Below are 22,649 nucleotides of genomic sequence, written 5' to 3' on the forward strand. Positions count from 1 at the left end.
TGACAAGGAGGGGAAGACAGTGTCACATGTTCAATTTGAATATACTTCACCAAGGCTGGAGGGAGAAGTTATTGTCCCTGGAGATAAGTCGATATCACATCGCTCCATCATCTTTGGCAGTATTTCACACGGAATTACAAAAGTAACGAACTTCCTTGATGGGGAGGATTGTCTCAGAACCATTGATGCTTTTCGGGAAATGGGCGTACAGATTGAAAAAGAAGGAAATTCAGTACTAGTTCATGGCAATGGTCTGGAAGGACTTAAAAAGCCTGCAAAAGCATTAGATTTTGGAAATTCAGGTACAACAACGAGGCTAATGCTTGGTCTTCTATCTGGGCTGCCATTTGAAACAACTATATTTGGGGATTCATCACTTACGAAACGTCCGATGGATCGGGTTACTGCCCCATTAAGAGAAATGGGAGCAGTGATTGAAGGGGAAGAAGGAGGAAAATATCTTCCGATTACGGTTCATGGCAGTGCATTAAAAAGAATTACCTATCGTCTCCCTGTAAAGAGTGCTCAAGTGAAATCTGCTATTTTATTAGCAGGATTGCTTGCAGATGGAGAAACTATTGTACAAGAGGATACAGAAACAAGAAATCATACAGAAGTTATGCTTCAAGCCTTTGGAGCTGATTTAAAACAAAACCATCAAGGTATTACCATTACAAATAAAGGGAAGTTGACAGCATGTGATGTTGAAGTCCCCGGCGATATTTCATCTGCTGCTTTCTTCTTAGTTGCCGGGGCTATTGTACCTGGAAGTACTATTACATTAAAAAACGTTGGTTTAAATGAATCCAGGACTGGCATTTTAGATGTATTGGAGCAAATGGGAGCAGCAATCACTATTTCTAATGAACGCATCACTGGCGGCGAAAAAATTGGTGATTTGACTATTAAACATACTGCTTTAAAAGGTACGACGATAGAAGGGGATGTTATCCCGCGTCTTATTGATGAAATCCCAATACTTGCTTTGCTGGCGACACAGGCAGATGGAAAAACAGTAATAAAGGATGCCGAAGAACTGAAAGTAAAAGAAACAGATCGTATTGAAGCGGTTTGCCGAAACCTGCAGGCACTCGGAGCAAATATAACACCAACCGAAGACGGTATGATTATAGAAGGGCCGACAAAGCTGACAGGCGGCTCCATTTCATCCTATATGGATCACCGGATTGCGATGATGGGAGTCATTTCAGCGCTTATATCAGAAGGAGCGGTAGAAATGGATGAAAAAGATAGCATTAATATATCCTATCCGACCTTTTTCGACAATTTGGAAGAAATCTTGCAGTAAAAACGAGTTTTATTATTATTTTTTTAAATGAAAATAGACTATATCTTTAACTCCACATATATATATTTTGGCTACAGTTCTTGTTATTTGAACTGTAGCTATCTTTTTTGTATGATAAATTGGAAGCATAAGAAACACAAAAGAGAGAGGGGTTCTTTTAGATGAACACCATTCAACAAGCAATAGAATTAGCTGAAAAAAATGAGACAGAAAAAGCATTGGCATTATTAAGCGATTATCAAAAAAATGCTGATGACGATTCCTTGTTTCAAATAGCTGAACTTTACCTGCAATGGGGATTTTTGATCGAGTCAAGAACCATTCTCGAACAATTGATTGAAAAATATCCTGAAGAAACTGCGTTAAAGCTCACACTATCTGATATTTTCATTGAATCAGAAGAAGATGAGCTGGCGATTACGATATTAAATGAAATTCCAGAGGGTGACGAGGGCTATGTTCAAGCATTAATCCAGCTGGCTGATTTATATCAGGCTCAAGGGTTATTTGAAGTTTCTGAGCAAAAGCTGCTGGAAGCAAAGCATATCGATCCTCAAGAGAGCATTATAGATTTTGCGTTAGGGGAATTATTCTTCTCTATCGGTGAATACGTAAAGGCAATCAATTACTATGAACGTGTTTATACGAAAACAAAAGAAGTAGGGCATGTTTCTATTGAAGACCGGTTGGGAGAAGCCTACGCTGCTGCCGGCGAGTACGAGAAAGCACTCGAATTTTACAAAGAGGAAGAAGAACCGGACCCTGATAAACTGTTCAGACACGGGATCACTGCCCATCAAGCGGCTCGTGATGACATTGCTATGAAAGCATGGGAACATGTTTTGGAAATTGACCAGGACTATTATGCTGCTTACACGCAGCTGGCGAACGTGTATAAAGAGCAGGGAATGTTTGAGGAAGCTTATAAGACTGTTCAACAAGGTTTAGAAAGAGACTCCTATCAAAAAGAACTCTTTTTCCTCGCTGCAGATATCGCACATCAATTAGGAAAAAATAATGAAAGTGAAGAGCATGTAAGACAAGCAATTGCGTTGGAACCGGATTATAAAGAAGCAGTATTATTTTTAATTGAATTACTAAAAGAAAAAGAAGCATTTGATGAGATTATTGAATTGATTCACAGCATTAAAAACACTGGCGCAGAGGATGCTCTATATGATTGGGAGCTTGCCAAGGCAAATGTGGAAATAGAATCGTTTGATGATGCATTAAATAGTTACCAGCAAGCATATACTAGTTTACAACACGACAGCGACTTTTTAAAAGAGTATGGCTATTTCTTGACAGAAGAAGGAAGAGTACAAGAAGCCATTCCAATCCTGAAAGCTTATCTTGACCAGCAGCCTATTGATGAGGATGTGCGTGAGCATGTAGAACGCTTAGAACAGGATTTAATGTAACGGAATAACCTGCTTCAGAGAGGGGAGAGTGGAATGCTATCGTCAGTAACTGCAAAAGACAAGAAAAAATTCATCCAGTGGTTTTTAAATCATTATCGCTTGAAAAAAAGAGAAAGTGTATGGATACTTAATTATTTAGTGAACCATATGGATATTTTAGAACATGTGCATTTTGTAAGAGATGTGAAGTATTGTCCAAGGGGAGTAATGATTTCAAGTCGTTGTTCAGATAAAATCCCATTTCGTTTTTACAAAAACCATCTGGTAACTACAGATGCAGAGAAAACCTTTCATGATATCCGGTTGAACAAACAGGAATCATTATTTATCCAGCTGAATTTTCACCAGGCAAATCAAAACGCCTATTATGCTGCTGTACTGGAAGAAAATCCATTTCTGCCAGAAGATTATTACGTGACAAAAGATGATAAGCAGACAACTGTTGATTTACTGGATCGGCTCTTGGTCAATCAAAAACGGGAACAGCTGCGTGAGGAGATTGACCAGGCTTTGGATACAGGAGATCAAGCGAAATTTATAGAGCTGACAAAGGAATTGGAAAAACTTATGAATAAATCATAAGCTTTTATAAATGAAACTATTATTTATTAAACCGGACTTTTCACTAAAAAGCTATGGCTGAATAGGCAGATGTTAATATGCTTCTTAACGACAGCTCCAGAAAGACACTATACTTTACTATGGTTTGAATCTGCTCAGATTAAAGAAGACTTGCTGACTTGCAAGCCGCCGCCAGGTTCAAACAGAAGCAAAGTTGTCCTCATACCTATAGTGGAAAAATTGCTTTTGTATTTTATGGAAGTTTATTGCTGATTGATAAAATTACAACCGTTAAGTTAAAACTATTGTAGATGTAATAGGAGAGTGAGAGAAAGTTCTATATTCGATAAAAAAGCAGTCATTAATTGGCTGCTTTTGTTTTCCAAAAATGTAAGGGATGCTCTTAACCCAGTTAGGAACGCTCTTATTGAATCTGTCGCTCGATTAAATTGCTGATTTCTTTCCGTTCTTGTTTAGTATAGGAAAACTGTTGCTCCAAAGCTTCCAGGTATTCTCCAGCTTTTTTCAGCTCAATAACACTTTCTTTCATATAAGATTTGTAATGGTCATTTACTTTGTTGATTTCGTCAGTAAATTTTTCATCTGTCCCGGGGGTGACGGCTTCTTTATATAAATCAATTATTTCTTCCCCTTCTCTAGTTGGGAAAAATTCATGAGGGTCAGTACTGTCAAACATACAAAAATCCAAAGCTGGAACTAATACCATATCAATACTATTGGGATCGAAACTACAATGATGAATTTCCGTATCATAACCATATTCAATACAAGTACTTGCTACTTTTTTCATAAATGTTGACTTGCCGGTTCCTGCACGCCCTTTTATATAAAAAACACGTGAAAGTTTTTCTGTAATATGGGGGACGACATTGACAGGACCATCCACGGTTGTAGTGCCAAAAAAGCGGTGGTACTCGTGACCATCCCGATTTTTCTTCGGTTGTCCATGTAAGACGCTTTGAATAAACGAATCGACAATTGCATCGGCTTTTTTAAAATCCATTTCTTTAATATAGATCTCTTCCAAGTCATCATGTATGCGCAACCCTGTTTGCAAATGTTTATATGCATTTTCTGTGTGATGGATGAATTTTCCCTCTAGCTCAGCATTTTTAACTGGGGTGTCTTGTGTGTATTGGATTAAATCCAGTTCAGTTACCTCACTCATATCATTTGGCACGATGGAACGGTTTAAAATAGCGATGCTCTTTTCACGAATAACAACACCATCTAAATAGCGTTCACCTAATGCACTTTTTAACACTTCTACTTCACAGGTAGATTCATATTTCGTGATTATATCTTTTAAAATTTTTGTTTTTACCGTTTGGGAAGGGTGATTTAAACTAATGATTTGCTGTAGATGGTTTATATTAGAAGGCAGTAAATTTATAAATCCTTCCGCTGTATTTGCCGTTACATAATAATAATTTCTCAAAGAGACACTTCCTTTTTGATTTAAAATTTTGGTTTGGTGAAGAGCCTTTATTTAATTAATTTATGCCCGCTTCTTATTTTAGTGAATGTATCATGCAACAATAATAGCAAAATTAGAAAAGAAAATACGACAAAATCAAAAACCCCAAGAACGTAACTTCTGTAGTCTACGTATAAATGGTGAGAGGTTAGCTTGGAACCCTCCTCAAATATCTGGTGGCAATTTCTAAGTCTTTAATTGGGTGCTTTGCACTTTTCGTTGAAAGCTATGCGAATTTCAAATCCTTTCTAAATACAATGGATAAGATCAGATTTAGTTCTTTCAGGGAAGATAAAAAATTGTTACAATATAGGAAAGTATTTGAAGTGGATTTTCATTTAAGGGAGGATTATTTATGAAATGGACAAGTGTTGACTTGCAGAAATATAATCAGGCGAAGGAGTACATAGATACAATCATTGTACCGTTAGCACCTTTCCAAATTGGAGCCTTGGAGGCTTCTGCTAAAAATGCAGACCAGTATGATGTATTAACACTTTTTGCAAGGGAATTGGAAAAAGAGCTTATGGGAAGAATAATGCTCACACCCATTTATACATATATAACATCTGCAGAAAAATTACAAGAAGCAGAGAGAATAAATGAATGGACGAATCATTTTAAAGAACAACCCTTTAAACAAGTACTCTATATCAGCTTTGACCCGTCCTGGAGAAAAATTGCTAACGATTTAGAAGGTGAATTTATCTGGCTCCCGACTGCTTCTTTAAAAGACGCAGATCCTGCTGCAGTGAAGGGCATAATAAGGGACCAGACCTTGCAGACAGTAGAGTTAATTAAGTCATTCTGGTAAATCTATGACGAAATTATCATCATTATCAAAACATTTGTCGTTAACCATTGGATATATATTGACCGAACCAATAGTTTACGCTATCATTGTTATTGTCCTAGTAATCTGATTTAATCTTAATAATGTCCGTGACTATTTTGAAAAAAGAGGGGGGAAAAAAATGAGTGATGAAAAACGGCAAGTATCCCGTAGACAGTTTCTGAATTACACACTTACGGGAGTAGGCGGCTTTATGGCTGCCGGTTTGTTAATTTCGCCTGTCCGGATGGCAATCGACCCTGTATTGAAGCATGATGAGGGCGGCGACTTTGCAAATGTCGGTCTGGAAGTTTCCGAAATTACTTCTGACCCGCAGCGTGTCGACTGGTCTGTTGATCAGGTAGATGGCTGGTATGAATCAGAAGTAAGTCGCTCAGCCTGGGTATATCGAAATGATAATGATGAAATTGTAGCCTTTTCCCCAGTTTGTAAACATTTAGGCTGTGTTGTTTCTTGGGAAGGCAGCGATGATTATCCGGATCAATACTATTGTCCTTGTCATGACGGCCGTTATTACAAGGATGGAGTAAATGTTCCTGGAACACCGCCTTTGCAACCGCTTGATGTTTATGAGCAGGAAGAAAGGGATGGCATGCTATTCCTGGGCAATATCAGACCACACGAGGAGGCGTAAAAACAATGTTACAAAAGATTTATGATTGGATCGATGATCGCATTGATATTACGCCGATTTGGCGGGATATTGCCGATCATGAGGTTCCTGAGCACGTTAATCCGGCACACCATTTTTCAGCATTTGTATACTGTTTTGGCGGATTAACATTCTTTGTTGTAGTAATTCAAATTCTTTCTGGTATGTTTTTAACAATGTACTATGTACCGGATATTGAAAACGCTTGGCAGTCTGTATACTATCTGCAAACTGAGGTAGCACATGCACAAATTGTACGCGGCATGCATCACTGGGGCGCAAGTGTCGTTATCGTAATGCTATTATTACATACTTTACGGGTATTTTTCCAAGGGGCATATAAAAAACCGCGTGAGCTTAACTGGATGGTGGGAGTTCTTATCTTCTTTGTTATGCTTGGTCTTGGTTTTACAGGTTATCTGCTTCCATGGGATAACAAAGCATACTTTGCAACTCAGGTGGGATTAGAGATTGCTGAACAGGTACCATTTATCGGAGAAGCGTTAAAAACACTTCTGGCCGGAGATGCTACCATTGTTGGTGCACAAACTCTGACACGATTCTTTGCAATCCATGTCTTCTTCTTACCAGGAGCATTGTTTGCATTATTGGCAATTCACTTTATCTTAATCCGTAGACAAGGTATTTCCGGACCACTATAAAAAGGAGGGCAACTAATGCATAAGGGTAAAGGTATGAAATTCGTTGGCGATTCCCGGATCTCAGCGGAAAAAACATCAAAAATACCAAAAGATTATTCTGAATATCCTGGTAGAACAGAAGCGTTTTGGCCTAACTTTTTATTAAAAGAATGGTTAGCTGGGGCAGTTTTCCTTGTCGGATTTTTATGCCTGGTGTTGGCTCACCCATCTCCGCTTGAAGGAATGGCTGATCCGACAGATGCGGCATATATCCCTCTACCAGACTGGTATTTCTTATTCTTGTATGAATTATTAAAATACCAATTCGCAAGTGGAGATTGGATAATTCTTGGAATTCTCGTTATTCCTGGAATTGCGTTTGGAGCACTGTTAATTGCTCCGTTCCTGGATAACGGTCCTGGACGCCGTCCGCGTCAACGTCCAGTTGCAGTTGGCATGATGCTTTTAGCTTTAGTTTCTTGTATCTGGTTGACATACACTTCTGCAGCACATGTTGATTGGGAAACGCGCGCTGAACAAAATAAACCGATTCCTCCCGGTGAATCTGTTGTTGACCAGGATCATCCTGGATTTGCAGCATATGAAAACAGCTGTTTAAGCTGTCATGGCGGGGAATTAGAAGGTGGAGCCGGTCCTGCATTAGTAGGAACTGAGCACACAAAAGAAGAAATAATGGACATTGCTGTAAATGGTATCGGTGCTATGCCTGCTGATCAGTTCCAAGGAACTGATGAAGAACTGGAACAATTAGCAGACTTTATCATTGAAACCAGTGAAGCAGCAGGAGAGTAAGAATAAAAAGAAGCACCTTTGACCACAATAAGGCAAAGGTGCTTTCTCTATATTTTAGAACGATATGAAGGAAAACCTTGAGGAGATAAAAATGTTATCATACATATTGCAAGATAAAAAATTTCTAATTATACTTTTCATCATTAATTTCCTAGGCACAATTTACGGATATTATTGGTATGGCTGGCAGTTGGAAATAACTCCGCCTATATTTATTCCATTTGTTCCGGACAGCCCGACCGCCAGTCTGTTCTTTACTATTTTTTTGTTATTTTTTATATTTGGTAAAAATATTCCGTACATTGAGGCACTAGGGATTGTCTCTTTATTTAAATATGGCATTTGGGCCGTTGTTATGAACTTATTAACACTAATTGTTACCGGGAGTATCGGTCCGGCAGGTTATATGCTGATTGCCTCTCATTTAGGAATGGCTATTCAAGGATTGCTTTATGCACCATATTATAAAATAAAATTGCGGCATTTAACCGTTGCAGGTATTGTTGTATTACATAATGATATTATCGATTATGTTTTTGAACAGATGCCTATCTATTCCAATTTAACGACATATATGAATGAAATTGGTTATTTTACATTCTGGTTGAGTGTAGTATCAATTCTTCTTGCTTATTATTTAACAATTTATAGAAAAAGCCAAAATTTGAATAATCGCTAATTGACATCCATACTTTATTGGCTGTTCACTGGTTAAAATGCCTTTGTGGAAGTCTTGTGTTTTTCTGAACAAGATTACTATCCAATCATAACCTGTTGCAGCCGCTGTATTATCCTGAAAGTATTACTTCGATTCCTTGTCCCGCCAGAAACATTTTATACGTTGAAAAACCCGGCTGAGTGAAGTTCACTTTATATTTTCTTACTCCATAAAGAAGCTGGACGTCATACCCATTCACCTATGGACATAAACTTAAAATATACACTAAAAGATCAGAGGTGATCTCTATGGGTGAGAAACTGCTTCGAGTGATGACAATCGGAATCCTAGGGATGTTTTGCCATGTAAATGTTATTCATGCGGCCTCTATTTCGCCAACAGATATTTACCAAAATAGCTTAGCACCATCTCCATTTATTTTAGGTGTTATTATTGTAGGCGGTTGCATAATTATTACATTATCTTATGTAAGTTGGAAAAAATATAAAGGAGAGCAAGTAGGTAATAAGTCGGTTCGTAAAAACGACAAATCAGTTGACTAAAATTAAAATACTGACTAAAATTGACCTTAAGATACAGTAATGGGGGAATTGATAAATGGCCGCTTATTTGATTTATTTTATATTATTAATGATTGTACCAATGATTGCATCAGGAAAAGTAAAAAGCACGTATACAAAGTACTCTAAAAAACAAACATCTTCGGGCATGACCGGTGCGGATGTAGCCAGAAAAATTCTGGATGACAATGGTTTACATGATGTACAGATTGGAATGGTAAAAGGGGAATTAACAGACCATTATGATCCTCGTAAGAAACAAGTGAACCTGTCTGAAAATAATTATCGTGGAAGATCGATGGCATCATCTGCAGTTGCAGCTCACGAAGTAGGTCATGCAATTCAGGATCAGGAAGATTATGCATTCTTACGTTTTAGAACTGCTTTGGTTCCAGTAGCAAACTTCGGATCCAATATTTCGATGTTTTTAATTATTGCAGGTATAATTATGAGTTCAACCAATATGCTGCTTTTTGGAATTATTTTCTTCGCTGCTGCGGTACTTTTCCAGCTGGTTACACTGCCAGTTGAATTTGATGCTTCAAACCGGGCAATGACACAGTTGGTTTCTACCGGAATTATTCGTAACAATGAAGAGCGGGAAACTAAAAAAGTATTAAATGCCGCCGCAATGACATACGTTGCTGCAGCATTAGTAGCCGTTGCTGAACTTATCCGCTTTATTCTTATTTTTGCGGCAAATAGAGACTAATTAAAAAAAGATGATCCAATTGGGTCATCTTTTTTCATGGAAAACACTAAAAATTTCGGGGAGAGAATGCTTTTTATGACTGCAGAAATAATTTTCGGTTCAAATAAATTAGGATTAATCAACGATAAACAACTGCAATCTGTGCTAGATAAATTTAAATTAGGCAAACTTATTTCATCAAAAAGTACAGATGAAGGAGCAATGGGGCAAACAATGTTTGTTTCGTCTACAGAAGGAGAGTATGTTTTAAAAGGAAATCCGCTTTATTCTGGTCAATTCATGGAAGAAAAATTCTTTATTGATAATGTTAATAGTCGAACAAACATACCAGTGCCCCGACCATATATAATTGATGATTCTGAAGATATTTTCGGCTGGAATTATGTTATTATGCCATGTCTTAAAGGAGAGCATCTAAATTCAAAACCTCTGCAAATAAAGCTTCAGCTTGAAGATAAATTAAAAATAGCTGAATCCATTGCCGAAGCTTTGACTTCTTTTCATACATGGAAAGTAAATGATTTTGGTGAGCTTGATCCTAAAACTTTGACAATTATTCCTTTTAAAAATACTTACTCTGAATGGCTTTTTAAGAGAATCCTGTTTTGGGTAACAGACGCTAAAAAATACTCCAGAATAACGGAGGAGGATTTGAAATGGGTTCACTCTTTATTGGCAGAATCTGAAGATGACTTCAATCATATATCATCACCTTCTTTTGTTATGGGTGATTTTAAGCCTGGTAACTTTTTGATATATCAGTCTGAACATGGCTGGGAAATAAGCGGTGTATTTGATTTTACAAATTCGTATTTTGCAGACCCGGTGTCAGATTTCATTAAAATGATTACATACTATATAGATAATAATGAAACGGATATTGCAAAACACTTTATAAACACATACTATAAACAGCACGAAGAAGAAAAAAACAGCATAAGAAACCGGATAAAAGTACATATGCTTCATCAAAAAACATTAGATTGGGGAAGTGCAAAAGCAACAAATACGGTTACTTGGGATAATGCACTTCCATTTTCTGAATGGGCTGTGACGTACACAACAGCTGCAGAAAAAATATTAGAATAATCAGCTAGATACAGTTAAAAGAGCTTAAGGGAATCCCTTAAGCTCTTTTAACAGCGTTAATCATTTAATGGTTTTTTATTTTCATCCAGTGTGAAGCCCTCTCCCATCACCTCGTGAACCGTCGTCATAGAGACAAAGGCAGAAGGGTCGGTCTGGTTAATAATATTCTTCATCCGTACAATTTCATTCCGTGCTACCACGCAGTAAAGAACATTTCTTCTTTCCTTGGAGAAGCTTCCCTGACCATTTAAAATAGTTACACCGCGTTCCATTTTCTCCATAATCTGATTCGCAATTTCTTCGCTGTGATCGGAGATAATAAAAGCACCTTTGGCAGAATATGCACCTTCCTGGATAAAATCAATCACCCTTGCACCAATAAATACTGCTACCAGCGTATACATCCCTTGAGCTAAATTTAAAAAGGTAAAAATAGAAGTTATAATAACCAGAAAGTCAAATGCGAACATAGCCCGTCCAATACTCCAGGATGTATATTTATTAATAATGCGCGCTATAATGTCTACACCGCCTGTTGTCCCGCCAAAACGGAATATGACTCCCAATCCAACACCGATAAATACCCCTGCAAATAAAGCAACAAGTGTCATATCATGCTCTAGCCCGATAGGAATTTGGTAAATTTGAAAAATCCATAGAAACAGGGAAACAGATAAAGTCCCTACCATGGTGTAAACAAATGCATTTCTCCCTAGTATTTTCCACCCAATAAAGAATACTGGGATATTAAGCACAATATTTGTGATCGCAGGATCCAAATCCCATAAGAAGAAAAGTAATAGCGTAATTCCTGTAAAGCCTCCTTCTCCAAGGTTATGCTGCATATTAAAATGTACGAGACCAAAAGAAAAAATGGCTGCCCCTAATAAAATAAATACAATATTTTTAACCCGAATGTTCAATTTGCGATTCCTCCTTATGTACAGATGATAGAAATATACTTTGAAAATAAAGCTTGAAAAGTCTATTTAGTACCAAGTATTTACAATCTGATTTCAACCAATATCTATTATAGACAATTTAAAATGAAGTAACAATCCACATACTGTACCAATTAGTTGTCAAAACCCATGCTTTTAGCTAACATTAGAGAAGAGAAAGAGTAATCAGGAAGGTTAGAGAGGTGTTAAAAATGGAGAATACCAACCATACATTAAAAGATGTCCAAAAACGTGTTGATCGATACATATCTCAATTTAAGGAAGGGTACTTTTCTCCGCTTGCATTAATGGCAAGATTATCTGAGGAAACAGGAGAATTGGCCAGAGAAATTAATCACTATCATGGTGAGAAACCAAAGAAAGCTACAGAAAAAGAAAATACAGTTGAAGAAGAAGTCGGAGATATGATTTTTGTATTAGCTTGTTTAGCAAATTCACTTGAATTTGATTTATCAGATTCCTTTGAGAAATCAATGCAAAAATTTGAAACAAGAGATAAAAATCGCTGGACAAGAAAAGAGGGGGAAGATAGTCATGGCAATTAAAATTATCGTAGCAGGACCAAGGGGAAGAATGGGAAAAGAAGCTGTTCATATGATTTATGGAGTAAGCGATTTTGAATTGACGGCTTGCTTAGATCATAAAAATGATGGGAAAAAATTAAGTGATTTAGAAGGCTTCCAGGATAATTTTAATGCACCGGTATACTCAGATATCGAAAAGTGCTTTACAGAGCAGCAGGCAGATGTATTCGTTGATTTAACGACGCCTGAATTTGGTTATAAACATACAAAAGCGGCATTGAATCATGGGATTCGTCCGGTGGTAGGTACAACGGGATATACCAACGAACAATTAGAGGAACTAAAACAATTGGCAAGAGATAAAAAAACCGGATGTATTATTGCACCTAATTTTGCTATTGGTGCTGTTTTAATGATGAAATTTGCAAAAATGGCAGCTGCGTACTTCCCAGATGTAGAAATTATTGAAAAGCATCATGATCAAAAATTAGATGCTCCATCCGGCACAGCAAAGAAAACAGCAGAGCTGATTCAGGAGGTCAGAAAACGGAAAAAGCAGGGTCATCCAGATGAAGAAGAAACAATTCAGGGTGTCCGCGGGGGAGATTTTGACGGCATGCGGATCCATAGTATGCGGCTTCCTGGTCTGGTAGCTCATCAGGAGGTTGTTTTTGGCGGTGCTGGTCAAACATTAACGATACAGCATGATTCTATGAATCGTGCATCTTTTATGGACGGCATTAAAGAATGCGTCTATCAGGTGATGGATTTAGATGAGCTTATCTATGGTTTAGAGAACGTCTTATAGAGAAACATATATAGAGGGAGAGAACATCATGAATGTCGCTTTAATTGCACACGATAAGAAAAAAGAAGATATGGTACAGTTCACAACAGCTTATGCGCATGTACTGAAAAACCATCAATTATTTGCTACAGGAACAACAGGAAGCCGGATTATGGAAGCGACAGGGCTTCCGGTTCACCGCTTTCAGTCTGGGCCGCTTGGCGGTGATCAGCAAATTGGCAGTATGATTGCTGAAAATAAAATGGATATGGTTATTTTCTTCCGCGATCCATTAACCGCTCAGCCGCATGAGCCTGATATCAGCGCCTTAATGCGTTTATGTGATGTTTATCAAATTCCTTTAGCGACAAATATTGCCGGAGGGGAAATCTTTATGCATGGATTGAATCGCGGCGATTTTCACTGGAGAGAAATTGTGAAGGAAGAAGGGGAATTGTGAAAAAAATAGGAATTACATGCTATCCGACAATTGGCGGATCTGGGGTAATAGCTACAGAACTGGGAAAGAAATTAGCGGATAGGGGGCATGAAATACACTTCATTACCTCCAGCATGCCTTTTCGTTTAGAAAAAGTGTATGTCAATGTATATTATCATCAGGTGGAGATAAGTCATTACCCAGTATTTCAATACCCGCCCTATGACTTAGCTTTAGCAGCAAAAATGGCGGAGGTGATAGACCGTGAGAAGCTCGACATTCTCCACGTCCACTATGCCATGCCACATGCAATTTGTGGCATTTTAGCGAGAGATATGGCAAAGCACCCAGTAAAAATTGTTACAACCTTACATGGTACGGATATTACAATCCTGGGCATCGATAACACATTAAAGCCCATTATCCGCCACGGTATTGAGCAATCTGATGCAGTTACTGCAGTTTCAGAAAGTCTCCGGAAGCAAACCATGGAAATGCTGGATATAAAGAAGGAAATGGATGTTATTTATAACTTCATTAATGAAAATGAATATTATCCGAGAAAAGTAACTGAACTGCGCAATCAATATCAGATAAATGACGCTGATAAAATCATGATTCATATTTCTAACTTCCGAAAGGTGAAACGGGTACAGGATGTCATTGATACATTTAAAATAGTTAATGAAAGTATCCCTTCTAAATTGTTATTAATAGGCGATGGCCCTGAATTTTCAGATATGTCATTACATGTTAATGAATTAGGATTAGAGAAAGAAGTTCAATTTCTCGGGAAGCAAAATAATGTCAGTGATATTTTATCAATGGCTGATTTAATGCTGCTTATGTCTGAAAAAGAGAGCTTCGGGTTAGTATTATTAGAAGCGATGGCTTGTGGAGTACCTGGAATCGGTACAAATGTAGGAGGCATCCCGGAAGTATTAACTCATGATGAGACAGGGTATATCGTCGGGTTAGGAGATGTTCAGCAGGCAGCGGATTATGCTGTACAATTGCTATCTAATACAGAAAAACAGGAACAGTTTTCTAAAGCAGCCATAGAGCATGTACGTGATTGCTTTGCGTCTGACAAAATCGTGAATCAATATGAAAATTTATACAACCGGGTTCTTGAAGCGGAAGAGAGGGACTGAAAGATATGCTACCATTCGTATTTCAAAAGGCGGCAGAAGTTATATCTATCATAGAAAAACATCAATACGAAGCATACTTTGTCGGCGGGTGTGTACGTGATTATATTATAGACCGTCCCATTCACGATGTAGATATCGCAACATCTGCTACTCCTGCAGAAATTCAGGAAATCTTTCCAAAAGTAATTCCAGTGGGATTGGAGCATGGTACAGTTATTGTCAGACACCACCAGGAATCCTTTGAAGTGACCACTTATCGGACAGATGGAACATACACCGACCACCGCCGGCCGGATAAGGTTCATTTTGTCCGGAATATCAAGGAGGACCTCAAACGCAGGGATTTTACTATGAATGCAATTGCTATGAATGCAAAGGGAGAAATCGTGGATCCTTTTGAAGGAAGAAAAGATATTTCCCAAAAAAGGATTCAAACTGTCGGGGAAGCTGCAGACCGTTTTGAAGAGGATGCTTTACGGATTATCCGTGCTTTGCGTTTTTCCAGTCAGTTAGGATTTTCCATTGAAGAAGCAACAAAAGAGGCGATGGGAAAATATAAGGCATTAATAAATAAACTGGCAGTGGAGCGATTAACCGTTGAATTAGAAAAGCTGTGTGCAGGGATTTTTTATACAAAAGCAGTTGATTATATCTTTGAATTAGAGCTTTATCATTACCTGCCAATTTTTAAAGATGTACCTTTGCTCCTCAAACAAATAGAGCCTGTTTCTTCTCTTGCACCTGTTTTTGCATTTGTTGAGCTGAAGAGCTCCTCCATCACTGCAGCAGATTGTGTGAAAGCTTACAAATGTTCGAATCAATTAAAACAACAGGCCAATATTCTTGTAGATGCCTATCACCGCTATAAGCAGTGTGGAATAGATGCATGGTTTGTTTATCTCCTGCCTGAAGAGCAATGGGATTTTTTTGTATACTTAGTAAAACAGACAGATAAAGAAATAATAAACATACAAGAGCTCCGTAATATTCAGAAACGGCTCTCTATTTCATCTAAAAAAGAGCTGTGCTTGAATGGACATGATTTAATGCAATGGTTCCCTGAGCGTACTAAAGGAAAATGGATAAAGGAATTGTTAGATGAAATAGAATATCAAATTGTTACCTCTAAGCTGGCGAATGAAAAATCGAAAATAAAGGACTGGATACAATGGAATCAACCCGATCAAGATTGATAAAGCTTTTATCCGAAAATAATGCGGGCTATATCTCCGGTCAAGCACTCTCTGAGAAATTAGGAATTTCCCGGAATGCGATTTGGAAGCATATGAAAGATTTAGAAAGTGATGGTTATACAATTGATGCCATACGGAGCAAAGGGTATCGGATTGTTTCATTTCCGGATAAAGTCAGCAGTAATACAATTCGCTGGGGACTAGAAACGAAATGGCTGGGACATCATATTATCCATAAAGAATCAACACCGTCAACACAATTAATTGGACATGAGAGTGCCCGTGAAAACGCTCCTGATGGTACAATAATAATTGCTGAAGAACAGACAGCCGGCAGAGGGAGAATGAAAAAGAATTGGTTTTCTGATAAAGAAGGTCTGTGGACTACTATTCTGCTCCGTCCGCCCATTCCTCCGAATAAAGCTTCGGAACTGACGCTGTTAACTGCAGTAGCGTTAAGAGACGCATTACATCAGTTAACAAATTTGTCTATTGGCATTAAATGGCCAAATGATTTATTAATTGGAGATAAAAAGCTATGCGGCATTTTAACAGAAATGCAAGGAGAGCAGGACCGGATTAATTATGTTTTAATCGGCTTCGGTTTAAATGTGAATCAGGATGAAGCAAGCTGGGACGCGTCCATTCGGAATATTGCAACCTCATTAAAAATAGAATCAGGGAAAGACTGGGATAAGAAAGAAGTCATTCAAACAATATTAACGTATTTTGAAAATACATATGAGATGTATTTAAAGGACGGATTTAAAGTCATTAAATCCAAATGGGAAGAAAATGCCTTTAAAATAGGTGGAGAAATTAAAATAAAAACATTTCATGATGAATGGACAGGACGTTTTTTAGGAATTTCAGACGAAGGAGCTTTAATCGCAGAAGCAGCTGACGGCAGTCCTGTAACACTTTACTCCGCAGAGATTTCATGGTTTGACAGATAGAAAAAATCAAAAAAAGAATGGAGGTGGTCTTCTGAGATATGTTGTCATTGATTTAGAAACAACTGGGAATTCTCCGGCAAAGTCAGGAAAAATTATTGAAATCGGTATGGTTGTAATTGAAAATGAGGAGATAAAAGAAACGAAAACAACCCTGCTTAATCCAAATCAGCCGATACCGCCATTTATTTCTAACTTAACAGGAATTCATAATGAAGAAGTAAAGGATGCGCCGTTATTTATTGATAAAGCAGAGAAAATCATTCGTATTTTACAAGACAGTTATATTATTGCACATAACGCAAACTTTGATGTCGGGTTTCTTAATATGGAGTTAGCAGCCAATGGTTATCCGGAATTAAAAAATCCGGTTCTGGATACAGTGGAGCTGTCCAGAATATTATTCCCGACTATATCGAGCTATAAATTAAGCCACTTAGCAGAGCATTTTGAGCTGCATCATGATGACCCGCATCGCGCTTTATCTGATGCATATGTAACAGCAAAGTTATTTTTTAAGTTAAAAGAGAAATTAGACCATCTCCCGTATGAAACTTTGTATAAGCTGAAAAATCTGGAAGAAAAATTACAATCAGATTTAGCAGTTATACTTGATAACCGCTTAGAAGAATTAGCGTTCCGGGAGCATCCGGACAATCAAATAAAACATTACCAGGGTCTTGCATTCCGTATGTCCGAAAAAGAGACAAAAGCTCTGTCTGAGATAGATAAATCGTTTGGGGAATACTTAGACAATATTTATCAGGAGCAGGGTGCACTTTCAAAAGCTTTTTCTTCCTATGAGCCAAGGGAAGGTCAGCGGCAAATGTCTGAAACGATTTATGATGCCTTTTCTGCTAAAAAACATGCTTTTATCGAGGCGGGCACAGGAACAGGTAAATCCTTAGCTTATTTGTTGCCGGCTGTTTATCAAGCTATTACCAATAAAGAACGCCTAATTATCAGCACTTATACAACACAATTACAAAGCCAGCTGCTTGAGGAGGAAATTCCTTTGTTAAAAAAGGTGATTGACATCCCTCTCCGGGTAGCTTTAATGAAGGGAAAAAATCATTATCTAAATCTGGAAAAGTTTCTTTATGAGCTTGATTATGGCTCAAAGGATAATTATGATTTTGTTTTAACAAAAGCGATATTACTCGTATGGATTACGGAAACAGAGACAGGGGATATTGATGAAATTCAATTACCGGCAGGAGGCTATATTTTCTTTCAAAAGGTTTCTGCTGATGTAGAAAAGACAATTAATCCGAAATCTCCCTGGTTCCATCATTCCTATTATCAATTAGCCAGACGAAGAGCTCAAAAAGCAGATATCATTATTACAAACCATGCGTTACTGTGTACAGATATGTTTAATGACTATGCTTTTTTACCAGGCTATCAAAAGGTTATTATTGATGAAGCGCATCATTTTGAAGAGACGGCTTCACATCATTATGGACTAAAACTTGATTACATACAGATGCAATTTACATGCAACTATTTAGGAACTGCTGACGAGGATAAACAGTTTAATGCAGTCTTGAAAGCAACTGATATGAGTCAAAAAGAGGAATTGATTGATAAATGGAATGCAGCTATCAAAGAAGCTAAATATGATATTGATGAGCTTTTTCATCTTATTGAACGCTTTGTCAGGGCACAGCAGAAAAACGATAAAGCAACAAGTGATTTAGGAAGAGTACAGTATCGTATCAAGCCAGAAACTTATCAGCAGGATACCTGGCTGCTGGCCGAGGATATTGCAGCACGCCTGCGAATGCATTTTCGGAAGCTCTTGGACGTTCTATCCAGATTAGTGGATGAGTATTCCTTGGATATTGGAGATGAGAAACAATTTCTTGAAGACATTGGACAAATGCAGGACGTATTAGAAAAATATATAGATGATTTAAAAGTGATGTTTCAGGAGCAAAATGAAGTAGAGCTGATTAAATGGATAGAGGCAGATTTAAAAGGGAAGCACCACAGCGTGTTTCTTTACAGCGAGCCGTCTAATATTGCACCAATATTGGCCGATGATTTCTTCTCTAAAAAAGAAAGTGTTATTTTTACAAGTGCAACATTAACAATGGGAAGTTCATTTAAATTTATCAAAGAAAGACTGGGAGTATCTGAACAGGATTTGTTAACAGAGCAGATTGCTTCACCATTTCATTACGATAAACAAGTGCAGCTACTAATACCAACAGACTTCCCGAATATTAGATATGGAAATATAGATGATTTTGTTTATGCAGTTTGTGAAGCGATATTATCGTTAGCAGAGGTAACTTCAGGTAGAATGCTCGTCTTGTTTACTTCTTACGATATGCTGAGGAAGGCAAATGATTTATTAAAGGAAATGATAACAGAACAGCAATACGTCATCATCGCTCAAGGTGTGACCAGCGGCAGCCGCAGCAGGCTGAAAAAGAATTTCCAATCTTATGATCAGGCAATACTTCTGGGAACAAGTTCCTTCTGGGAAGGAGTAGACATACCTGGAGAAGATTTATCAGCACTTGTAATGGTCAGGTTGCCATTTCAGCCGCCGAATCATCCTGTATTTGAAGCGAAGTCGCACCAGTTGAAGGAAGATGGAAGAAATCCGTTTATGGATTTATCTCTACCACAGGCGGTTATTAAATTTAAACAGGGATTTGGACGGCTGATCCGTTCCTCAAACGATAGAGGAATCGTATTTATTTGTGACGGACGAATCAAAACAGCAAAATATGGAAAATACTTTTTAGAGTCTATTCCAGAAGTACCTGTTCACTATGAAGCAACACGTCATTTGATGAGTCACGCAGAAAACTGGTTCCATCAACAGTGAAGGTTAATGAAATGAATTAAAAATTAGAATAGGCGGTAACTCAACTTTCACACTTTAAAAAGTAATTTCCTATCTACAGGAACAGGGGTTGATCATTTTTTTCCATATAAAAGATAGAAGATAAAGTGTAAAGGCGACCGCTACGGCGGACCGTTTTTCTTTCCTAGGGGCACGCTCTTCAGCTAACTTTTGCCAAGAAGAGCACTTGGCAAAAGTGGATCTTCAGATGGTGCTGATCCCTCAGGAGTCAAAACTGTCCGCCTCCGCTAGTAAGATATTCTATACTGAAATAACCGAACAAATAAAAGACAGATCTGACAGAACAAATTTTTCATGTTGCATGGTAAACATGCTCAGTAATCCTTATTTTTGGTGCATGAAGGCTATTCTCGATATGAATTATTTATGTTGTCATGATTTGAACTGCTAAAAACGATGATTTCATCTAACTTCATCAGGCTATTATTTCTTCCATATGCTGTAGAATCCTATTAGAGCGCAGGCCAACCACGTAGACTCCTATGGGAACAGGGCGAGCTGAAGATCCACTTGAAAAGCGGGTTTCTTTTCAAGTTAGCTGAAGCCGTCCCCATGGAAAGCGGAGTGGTTGGCCGGAGCGGAGCTATACACAATAACCAGTTCAAAAAATAAAAAGATGAGTTAACTAAAAGCAAGCATGTTAATAGAGGCCATGTACATCCTGGAACAGCAAGATTAATATGTTTATTCTTAGGTGCGAAAGTGGAGGTAGTAATAAAACTAGCTGTCGCCTTGTTTTTCCGGAGTGGCTGTGATTACCCTGAAACCATAAGTAATCGTGGCCAGTGTCCCGGAGCTTTTCTGATTAGACATTATAATTTTAACGGTATTTGTTTACAGAAACCATACATCTAGGTATAGTAAATGATGAAAGAAAGATAATCTTATAAGAAACGGATGGAATGAAATGAGGGAATCAAATAACAGATGGGTATTATGGACGCTTATCATCATTACTCTCCTCTTGCTTGCAGGAATAGGCTATAGTATTTATTTATATCAAGCAATCAACGATAGCCGTAACGCAGGATTTGATGACACAAAAAATCAAATAGAAAATCAGACCTCTTATCACAATGTTCATTCGATACAAGGCTACTATGGAGAGAATAACTATCATGTATTCTACGCAAGTAATGAGGACAATGAGGAACGGTTAATCTTTCTGCCTTTAGAAGGCGAAGAACGCGAATTAATTGTTATTAAAACGGAGGATATGATGAGTGAAGAAGCTATTTTAGACGCTTGGTCATCCAGCTGTGATTCATGCAAGTTTGCTGATATCAGCCCTGCATACGAAGATGGACAGGCTCTGTGGGAAATTACGTACCATGATAAAGATAACAGGTTTGTCATGGATTATTATTCTATTGATGGACAGAGTTTAGAGGAAAGATACACATACAATAAAATGTTTCCCTAAGCAAAAAAGGGGTTATACCAAAGGGATTAGTTAAAAAGGTTACCCATATTAAAACCATCATTAATTTTAGCAATATTTCTTGAAGCAGCTAAAAGAATAAAACATTTTGTAAAAAGCATTAATAATAAGTGGAGGATTTTAAAATGAAGATAACAATTCAAGAAGCACCAAAACATGTGAATGAGGAGGTAACAATCGGCGGCTGGCTGGCGAACAAACGCTCAAGCGGTAAAATTGCCTTTTTACAGCTTCGTGATGGTACCGGGTTTATGCAAGGTGTTGTGGTGAAAAGCGATGTTTCTGAGGAAGTATTTTCAGAAGCTAAAAACCTGACACAGGAGACATCTCTATATGTTACTGGAAAAATTGTAGAGGATACACGATCTGATTTCGGTTATGAGATGCAGGTAAGTAATCTGGAAGTAATTCATGTAGCAACAGATTACCCGATTACTCCCAAAAATCATGGTACAGAATTTTTGATGGATCACCGTCACCTGTGGCTCCGCTCTAAAAAACAGCATGCTGTTATGAAAATTCGTAACGAAATTATTCGTGCTACGTATGAATTCTTTAATACAAATGGTTTTGTAAAGGTTGATCCGCCAATTTTAACTGGTGCATCTGCTGAAGGCACAACCGAGCTTTTCCATACGAAATATTTCGATGAAGAAGCATATCTATCCCAAAGCGGACAGCTTTATATGGAAGCTGCAGCAATGGCGTTAGGAAAAGTATTCTCATTTGGTCCTACATTCCGTGCTGAAAAATCTAAAACAAGAAGACACCTTATTGAGTTCTGGATGATTGAACCGGAGATGGCGTTTATGGATCATGAGGACAGCTTAAAAGTACAGGAAAACTACGTAAGCTTTATCGTTCAATCTGTATTAGAGAACTGTGCTTTAGAGCTTAAAACATTAGAAAGAGACATATCCAAGCTCGAAAATATCAAGGCTCCATTTCCGCGAATCAGCTATGATAAAGCTGTAGAATTCTTAAAAGAAAAGGGCTTTGATGATATTGAATGGGGAGAAGACTTTGGTGCACCACATGAGACAGCAATTGCTGAAAGCTTCGACAAGCCTGTTTTCATTACAAATTATCCGAAAGACATTAAAGCATTTTATATGAAGCCGGATCCTGAACGTTCCGATGTTGTTCTTTGTGCCGATTTAATTGCTCCGGAAGGTTATGGAGAAATTATTGGTGGATCACAGCGAATTGATGATTTAGAATTAATGGAGCAGCGTTACAAAGAGCATGGGCTTACCGGGCCAGCTTATGAATGGTACCTGGAGCTGCGTAAATACGGCAGTGTTCCTCACAGCGGATTCGGATTGGGATTGGAAAGAACTGTAGCCTGGTTATCAGGGGTGGAACATGTTCGTGAGACTATTCCGTTCCCAAGACTGCTAAATCGCTTATATCCTTAAGGAAGAAGGAATTTATGTAAAGAATTACAGCTCCAAGCTGTTTATTTTTAGTGTTTGGAGCTAAATATAACTATTTTTTGATAAACAGTTATCAATATAGCGTGTTTAT

22 protein-coding genes are annotated in these 22,649 nt (G+C 37.9%); 20 read left to right on the plus strand and 2 right to left on the minus strand.

Annotated features, from left to right (window positions below; genetic code table 11):
* Window positions 1-19 precede the first annotated feature (19 nt).
* The 3 genes from aroA to MHH51_RS11900 all read left to right on the plus strand — a co-directional run bounded on the left by aroA (window position 20) and on the right by MHH51_RS11900 (window position 3,312).
* Window positions 20-1,309: a 3-phosphoshikimate 1-carboxyvinyltransferase gene (gene aroA, locus MHH51_RS11890; RefSeq protein ID WP_339286210.1), complete on the plus strand. Its 1,290-nt coding sequence runs from the start codon at window positions 20-22 to the stop codon at window positions 1,307-1,309.
* Window positions 1,310-1,470: 161 nt separating this feature from the next.
* Complete coding sequence (locus tag MHH51_RS11895) at window positions 1,471-2,730, plus strand: tetratricopeptide repeat protein (RefSeq protein ID WP_156985351.1); 1,260 nt, start codon at window positions 1,471-1,473, stop codon at window positions 2,728-2,730.
* A 33-nt stretch (window positions 2,731-2,763) separates the two neighbouring features.
* Window positions 2,764-3,312 (plus strand): ReoY family proteolytic degradation factor, encoded by a 549-nt coding sequence (locus MHH51_RS11900; RefSeq protein WP_147207778.1) that lies wholly within the window; start codon window positions 2,764-2,766, stop codon window positions 3,310-3,312.
* Window positions 3,313-3,715: 403 nt separating this feature from the next.
* On the opposite strand, the gene MHH51_RS11905 is transcribed toward MHH51_RS11900, so the two are convergent.
* Window positions 3,716-4,750 carry a hypothetical protein gene (locus tag MHH51_RS11905; RefSeq protein WP_339286211.1) on the minus strand — a complete coding sequence of 345 codons (1,035 nt, stop codon included), beginning with the start codon at window positions 4,748-4,750 and terminating at the stop codon, window positions 3,716-3,718.
* 394 nt (window positions 4,751-5,144) lie between these two features.
* On the opposite strand from MHH51_RS11905, the gene MHH51_RS11910 reads away from it, so the two are divergent.
* The 8 genes from MHH51_RS11910 to MHH51_RS11945 all read left to right on the plus strand — a co-directional run bounded on the left by MHH51_RS11910 (window position 5,145) and on the right by MHH51_RS11945 (window position 10,788).
* Complete coding sequence (locus MHH51_RS11910) at window positions 5,145-5,603, plus strand: DUF2487 family protein (RefSeq protein WP_339286212.1); 459 nt, start codon at window positions 5,145-5,147, stop codon at window positions 5,601-5,603.
* Between the two features lie 160 nt (window positions 5,604-5,763).
* Window positions 5,764-6,276, plus strand: a complete 513-nt coding sequence (locus tag MHH51_RS11915) for a ubiquinol-cytochrome c reductase iron-sulfur subunit (protein ID WP_147207775.1) — start codon at window positions 5,764-5,766, stop codon at window positions 6,274-6,276.
* 5 nt (window positions 6,277-6,281) lie between these two features.
* A complete protein-coding gene (locus tag MHH51_RS11920) occupies window positions 6,282-6,956 on the plus strand; it encodes a cytochrome b6 (protein WP_147207774.1) in 675 nt (224 codons plus the stop codon).
* A gap of 15 nt (window positions 6,957-6,971) precedes the next feature.
* Window positions 6,972-7,748, plus strand: a complete 777-nt coding sequence (locus tag MHH51_RS11925) for a menaquinol-cytochrome c reductase cytochrome b/c subunit (protein ID WP_147207773.1) — start codon at window positions 6,972-6,974, stop codon at window positions 7,746-7,748.
* A 91-nt stretch (window positions 7,749-7,839) separates the two neighbouring features.
* Window positions 7,840-8,427 (plus strand): DUF1405 domain-containing protein, encoded by a 588-nt coding sequence (locus MHH51_RS11930; RefSeq protein ID WP_147207772.1) that lies wholly within the window; start codon window positions 7,840-7,842, stop codon window positions 8,425-8,427.
* 287 nt (window positions 8,428-8,714) lie between these two features.
* A complete protein-coding gene (locus MHH51_RS11935) occupies window positions 8,715-8,969 on the plus strand; it encodes a sporulation protein YpjB (protein WP_147207771.1) in 255 nt (84 codons plus the stop codon).
* A 55-nt stretch (window positions 8,970-9,024) separates the two neighbouring features.
* Entirely contained in the window at window positions 9,025-9,699 is a 675-nt protein-coding gene (locus MHH51_RS11940; protein WP_147207770.1) for a zinc metallopeptidase, read from the plus strand.
* Window positions 9,700-9,774: 75 nt separating this feature from the next.
* Entirely contained in the window at window positions 9,775-10,788 is a 1,014-nt protein-coding gene (locus tag MHH51_RS11945) for an aminoglycoside phosphotransferase family protein (RefSeq protein WP_147207769.1), read from the plus strand.
* Window positions 10,789-10,844: 56 nt separating this feature from the next.
* On the opposite strand, the gene MHH51_RS11950 is transcribed toward MHH51_RS11945, so the two are convergent.
* The gene (locus MHH51_RS11950) at window positions 10,845-11,711 is read right to left on the minus strand and encodes a YitT family protein (protein WP_147207768.1); all 867 of its coding nucleotides are present in this window, start codon (window positions 11,709-11,711) and stop codon (window positions 10,845-10,847) included.
* Between the two features lie 230 nt (window positions 11,712-11,941).
* Here MHH51_RS11950 and MHH51_RS11955 point away from each other — a divergent pair, with 230 nt between their 5' ends.
* The 9 genes from MHH51_RS11955 to asnS all read left to right on the plus strand — a co-directional run bounded on the left by MHH51_RS11955 (window position 11,942) and on the right by asnS (window position 22,540).
* Window positions 11,942-12,295: a nucleotide pyrophosphohydrolase gene (locus tag MHH51_RS11955; protein ID WP_147207767.1), complete on the plus strand. Its 354-nt coding sequence runs from the start codon at window positions 11,942-11,944 to the stop codon at window positions 12,293-12,295.
* Window positions 12,285-13,082 carry a 4-hydroxy-tetrahydrodipicolinate reductase gene (dapB, locus tag MHH51_RS11960; RefSeq protein ID WP_147207766.1) on the plus strand — a complete coding sequence of 266 codons (798 nt, stop codon included), beginning with the start codon at window positions 12,285-12,287 and terminating at the stop codon, window positions 13,080-13,082. Before MHH51_RS11955 ends, dapB begins: the two co-directional genes overlap by 11 nt.
* Window positions 13,083-13,110: 28 nt before the next feature.
* Window positions 13,111-13,521: a methylglyoxal synthase gene (gene mgsA, locus MHH51_RS11965; RefSeq protein ID WP_147207765.1), complete on the plus strand. Its 411-nt coding sequence runs from the start codon at window positions 13,111-13,113 to the stop codon at window positions 13,519-13,521.
* Window positions 13,518-14,654: an N-acetyl-alpha-D-glucosaminyl L-malate synthase BshA gene (gene bshA, locus MHH51_RS11970; RefSeq protein ID WP_147207764.1), complete on the plus strand. Its 1,137-nt coding sequence runs from the start codon at window positions 13,518-13,520 to the stop codon at window positions 14,652-14,654. Before mgsA ends, bshA begins: the two co-directional genes overlap by 4 nt.
* A gap of 5 nt (window positions 14,655-14,659) precedes the next feature.
* Window positions 14,660-15,847, plus strand: a complete 1,188-nt coding sequence (locus MHH51_RS11975) for a CCA tRNA nucleotidyltransferase (protein ID WP_156985347.1) — start codon at window positions 14,660-14,662, stop codon at window positions 15,845-15,847.
* Entirely contained in the window at window positions 15,823-16,803 is a 981-nt protein-coding gene (locus MHH51_RS11980; RefSeq protein WP_147207762.1) for a biotin--[acetyl-CoA-carboxylase] ligase, read from the plus strand. The genes MHH51_RS11975 and MHH51_RS11980 overlap by 25 nt, the downstream gene beginning before the upstream one ends.
* Window positions 16,793-19,642, plus strand: coding sequence for an ATP-dependent DNA helicase DinG (gene dinG / locus MHH51_RS11985; protein WP_339286213.1), 2,850 nt, complete (start codon window positions 16,793-16,795; stop codon window positions 19,640-19,642). The genes MHH51_RS11980 and dinG overlap by 11 nt, the downstream gene beginning before the upstream one ends.
* A 946-nt stretch (window positions 19,643-20,588) precedes the next feature.
* Window positions 20,589-21,104, plus strand: coding sequence for a hypothetical protein (locus MHH51_RS11990; RefSeq protein WP_147207760.1), 516 nt, complete (start codon window positions 20,589-20,591; stop codon window positions 21,102-21,104).
* A 143-nt stretch (window positions 21,105-21,247) separates the two neighbouring features.
* Window positions 21,248-22,540, plus strand: coding sequence for an asparagine--tRNA ligase (asnS, locus tag MHH51_RS11995; RefSeq protein WP_147207759.1), 1,293 nt, complete (start codon window positions 21,248-21,250; stop codon window positions 22,538-22,540).
* Window positions 22,541-22,649: the final 109 nt, after the last annotated feature.

This window comes from Oceanobacillus sp. FSL K6-3682 (assembly GCF_037976165.1).
Lineage (GTDB): Bacteria > Bacillota > Bacilli > Bacillales > Amphibacillaceae > Oceanobacillus > Oceanobacillus sojae.

What these genes read in the sequence shown, in the direction of transcription:
- MHH51_RS11895 (WP_156985351.1), top strand. Translation starts at nt 1,471, where the DNA reads ATGAACACCATTCAACAAGCAATAGAATTAGCTGAAAAAAATGAGACA.
- MHH51_RS11900 (WP_147207778.1), top strand. Translation starts at nt 2,764, where the DNA reads ATGCTATCGTCAGTAACTGCAAAAGACAAGAAAAAATTCATCCAGTGG.
- MHH51_RS11910 (WP_339286212.1), top strand. Translation starts at nt 5,145, where the DNA reads ATGAAATGGACAAGTGTTGACTTGCAGAAATATAATCAGGCGAAGGAG.
- MHH51_RS11915 (WP_147207775.1), top strand. Translation starts at nt 5,764, where the DNA reads ATGAGTGATGAAAAACGGCAAGTATCCCGTAGACAGTTTCTGAATTAC.
- MHH51_RS11920 (WP_147207774.1), top strand. Translation starts at nt 6,282, where the DNA reads ATGTTACAAAAGATTTATGATTGGATCGATGATCGCATTGATATTACG.
- MHH51_RS11925 (WP_147207773.1), top strand. Translation starts at nt 6,972, where the DNA reads ATGCATAAGGGTAAAGGTATGAAATTCGTTGGCGATTCCCGGATCTCA.
- MHH51_RS11930 (WP_147207772.1), top strand. Translation starts at nt 7,840, where the DNA reads ATGTTATCATACATATTGCAAGATAAAAAATTTCTAATTATACTTTTC.
- MHH51_RS11935 (WP_147207771.1), top strand. Translation starts at nt 8,715, where the DNA reads ATGGGTGAGAAACTGCTTCGAGTGATGACAATCGGAATCCTAGGGATG.
- MHH51_RS11940 (WP_147207770.1), top strand. Translation starts at nt 9,025, where the DNA reads ATGGCCGCTTATTTGATTTATTTTATATTATTAATGATTGTACCAATG.
- MHH51_RS11945 (WP_147207769.1), top strand. Translation starts at nt 9,775, where the DNA reads ATGACTGCAGAAATAATTTTCGGTTCAAATAAATTAGGATTAATCAAC.
- MHH51_RS11955 (WP_147207767.1), top strand. Translation starts at nt 11,942, where the DNA reads ATGGAGAATACCAACCATACATTAAAAGATGTCCAAAAACGTGTTGAT.
- dapB (WP_147207766.1), top strand. Translation starts at nt 12,285, where the DNA reads ATGGCAATTAAAATTATCGTAGCAGGACCAAGGGGAAGAATGGGAAAA.
- mgsA (WP_147207765.1), top strand. Translation starts at nt 13,111, where the DNA reads ATGAATGTCGCTTTAATTGCACACGATAAGAAAAAAGAAGATATGGTA.
- MHH51_RS11975 (WP_156985347.1), top strand. Translation starts at nt 14,660, where the DNA reads ATGCTACCATTCGTATTTCAAAAGGCGGCAGAAGTTATATCTATCATA.
- MHH51_RS11980 (WP_147207762.1), top strand. Translation starts at nt 15,823, where the DNA reads ATGGAATCAACCCGATCAAGATTGATAAAGCTTTTATCCGAAAATAAT.
- MHH51_RS11990 (WP_147207760.1), top strand. Translation starts at nt 20,589, where the DNA reads ATGAGGGAATCAAATAACAGATGGGTATTATGGACGCTTATCATCATT.
- asnS (WP_147207759.1), top strand. Translation starts at nt 21,248, where the DNA reads ATGAAGATAACAATTCAAGAAGCACCAAAACATGTGAATGAGGAGGTA.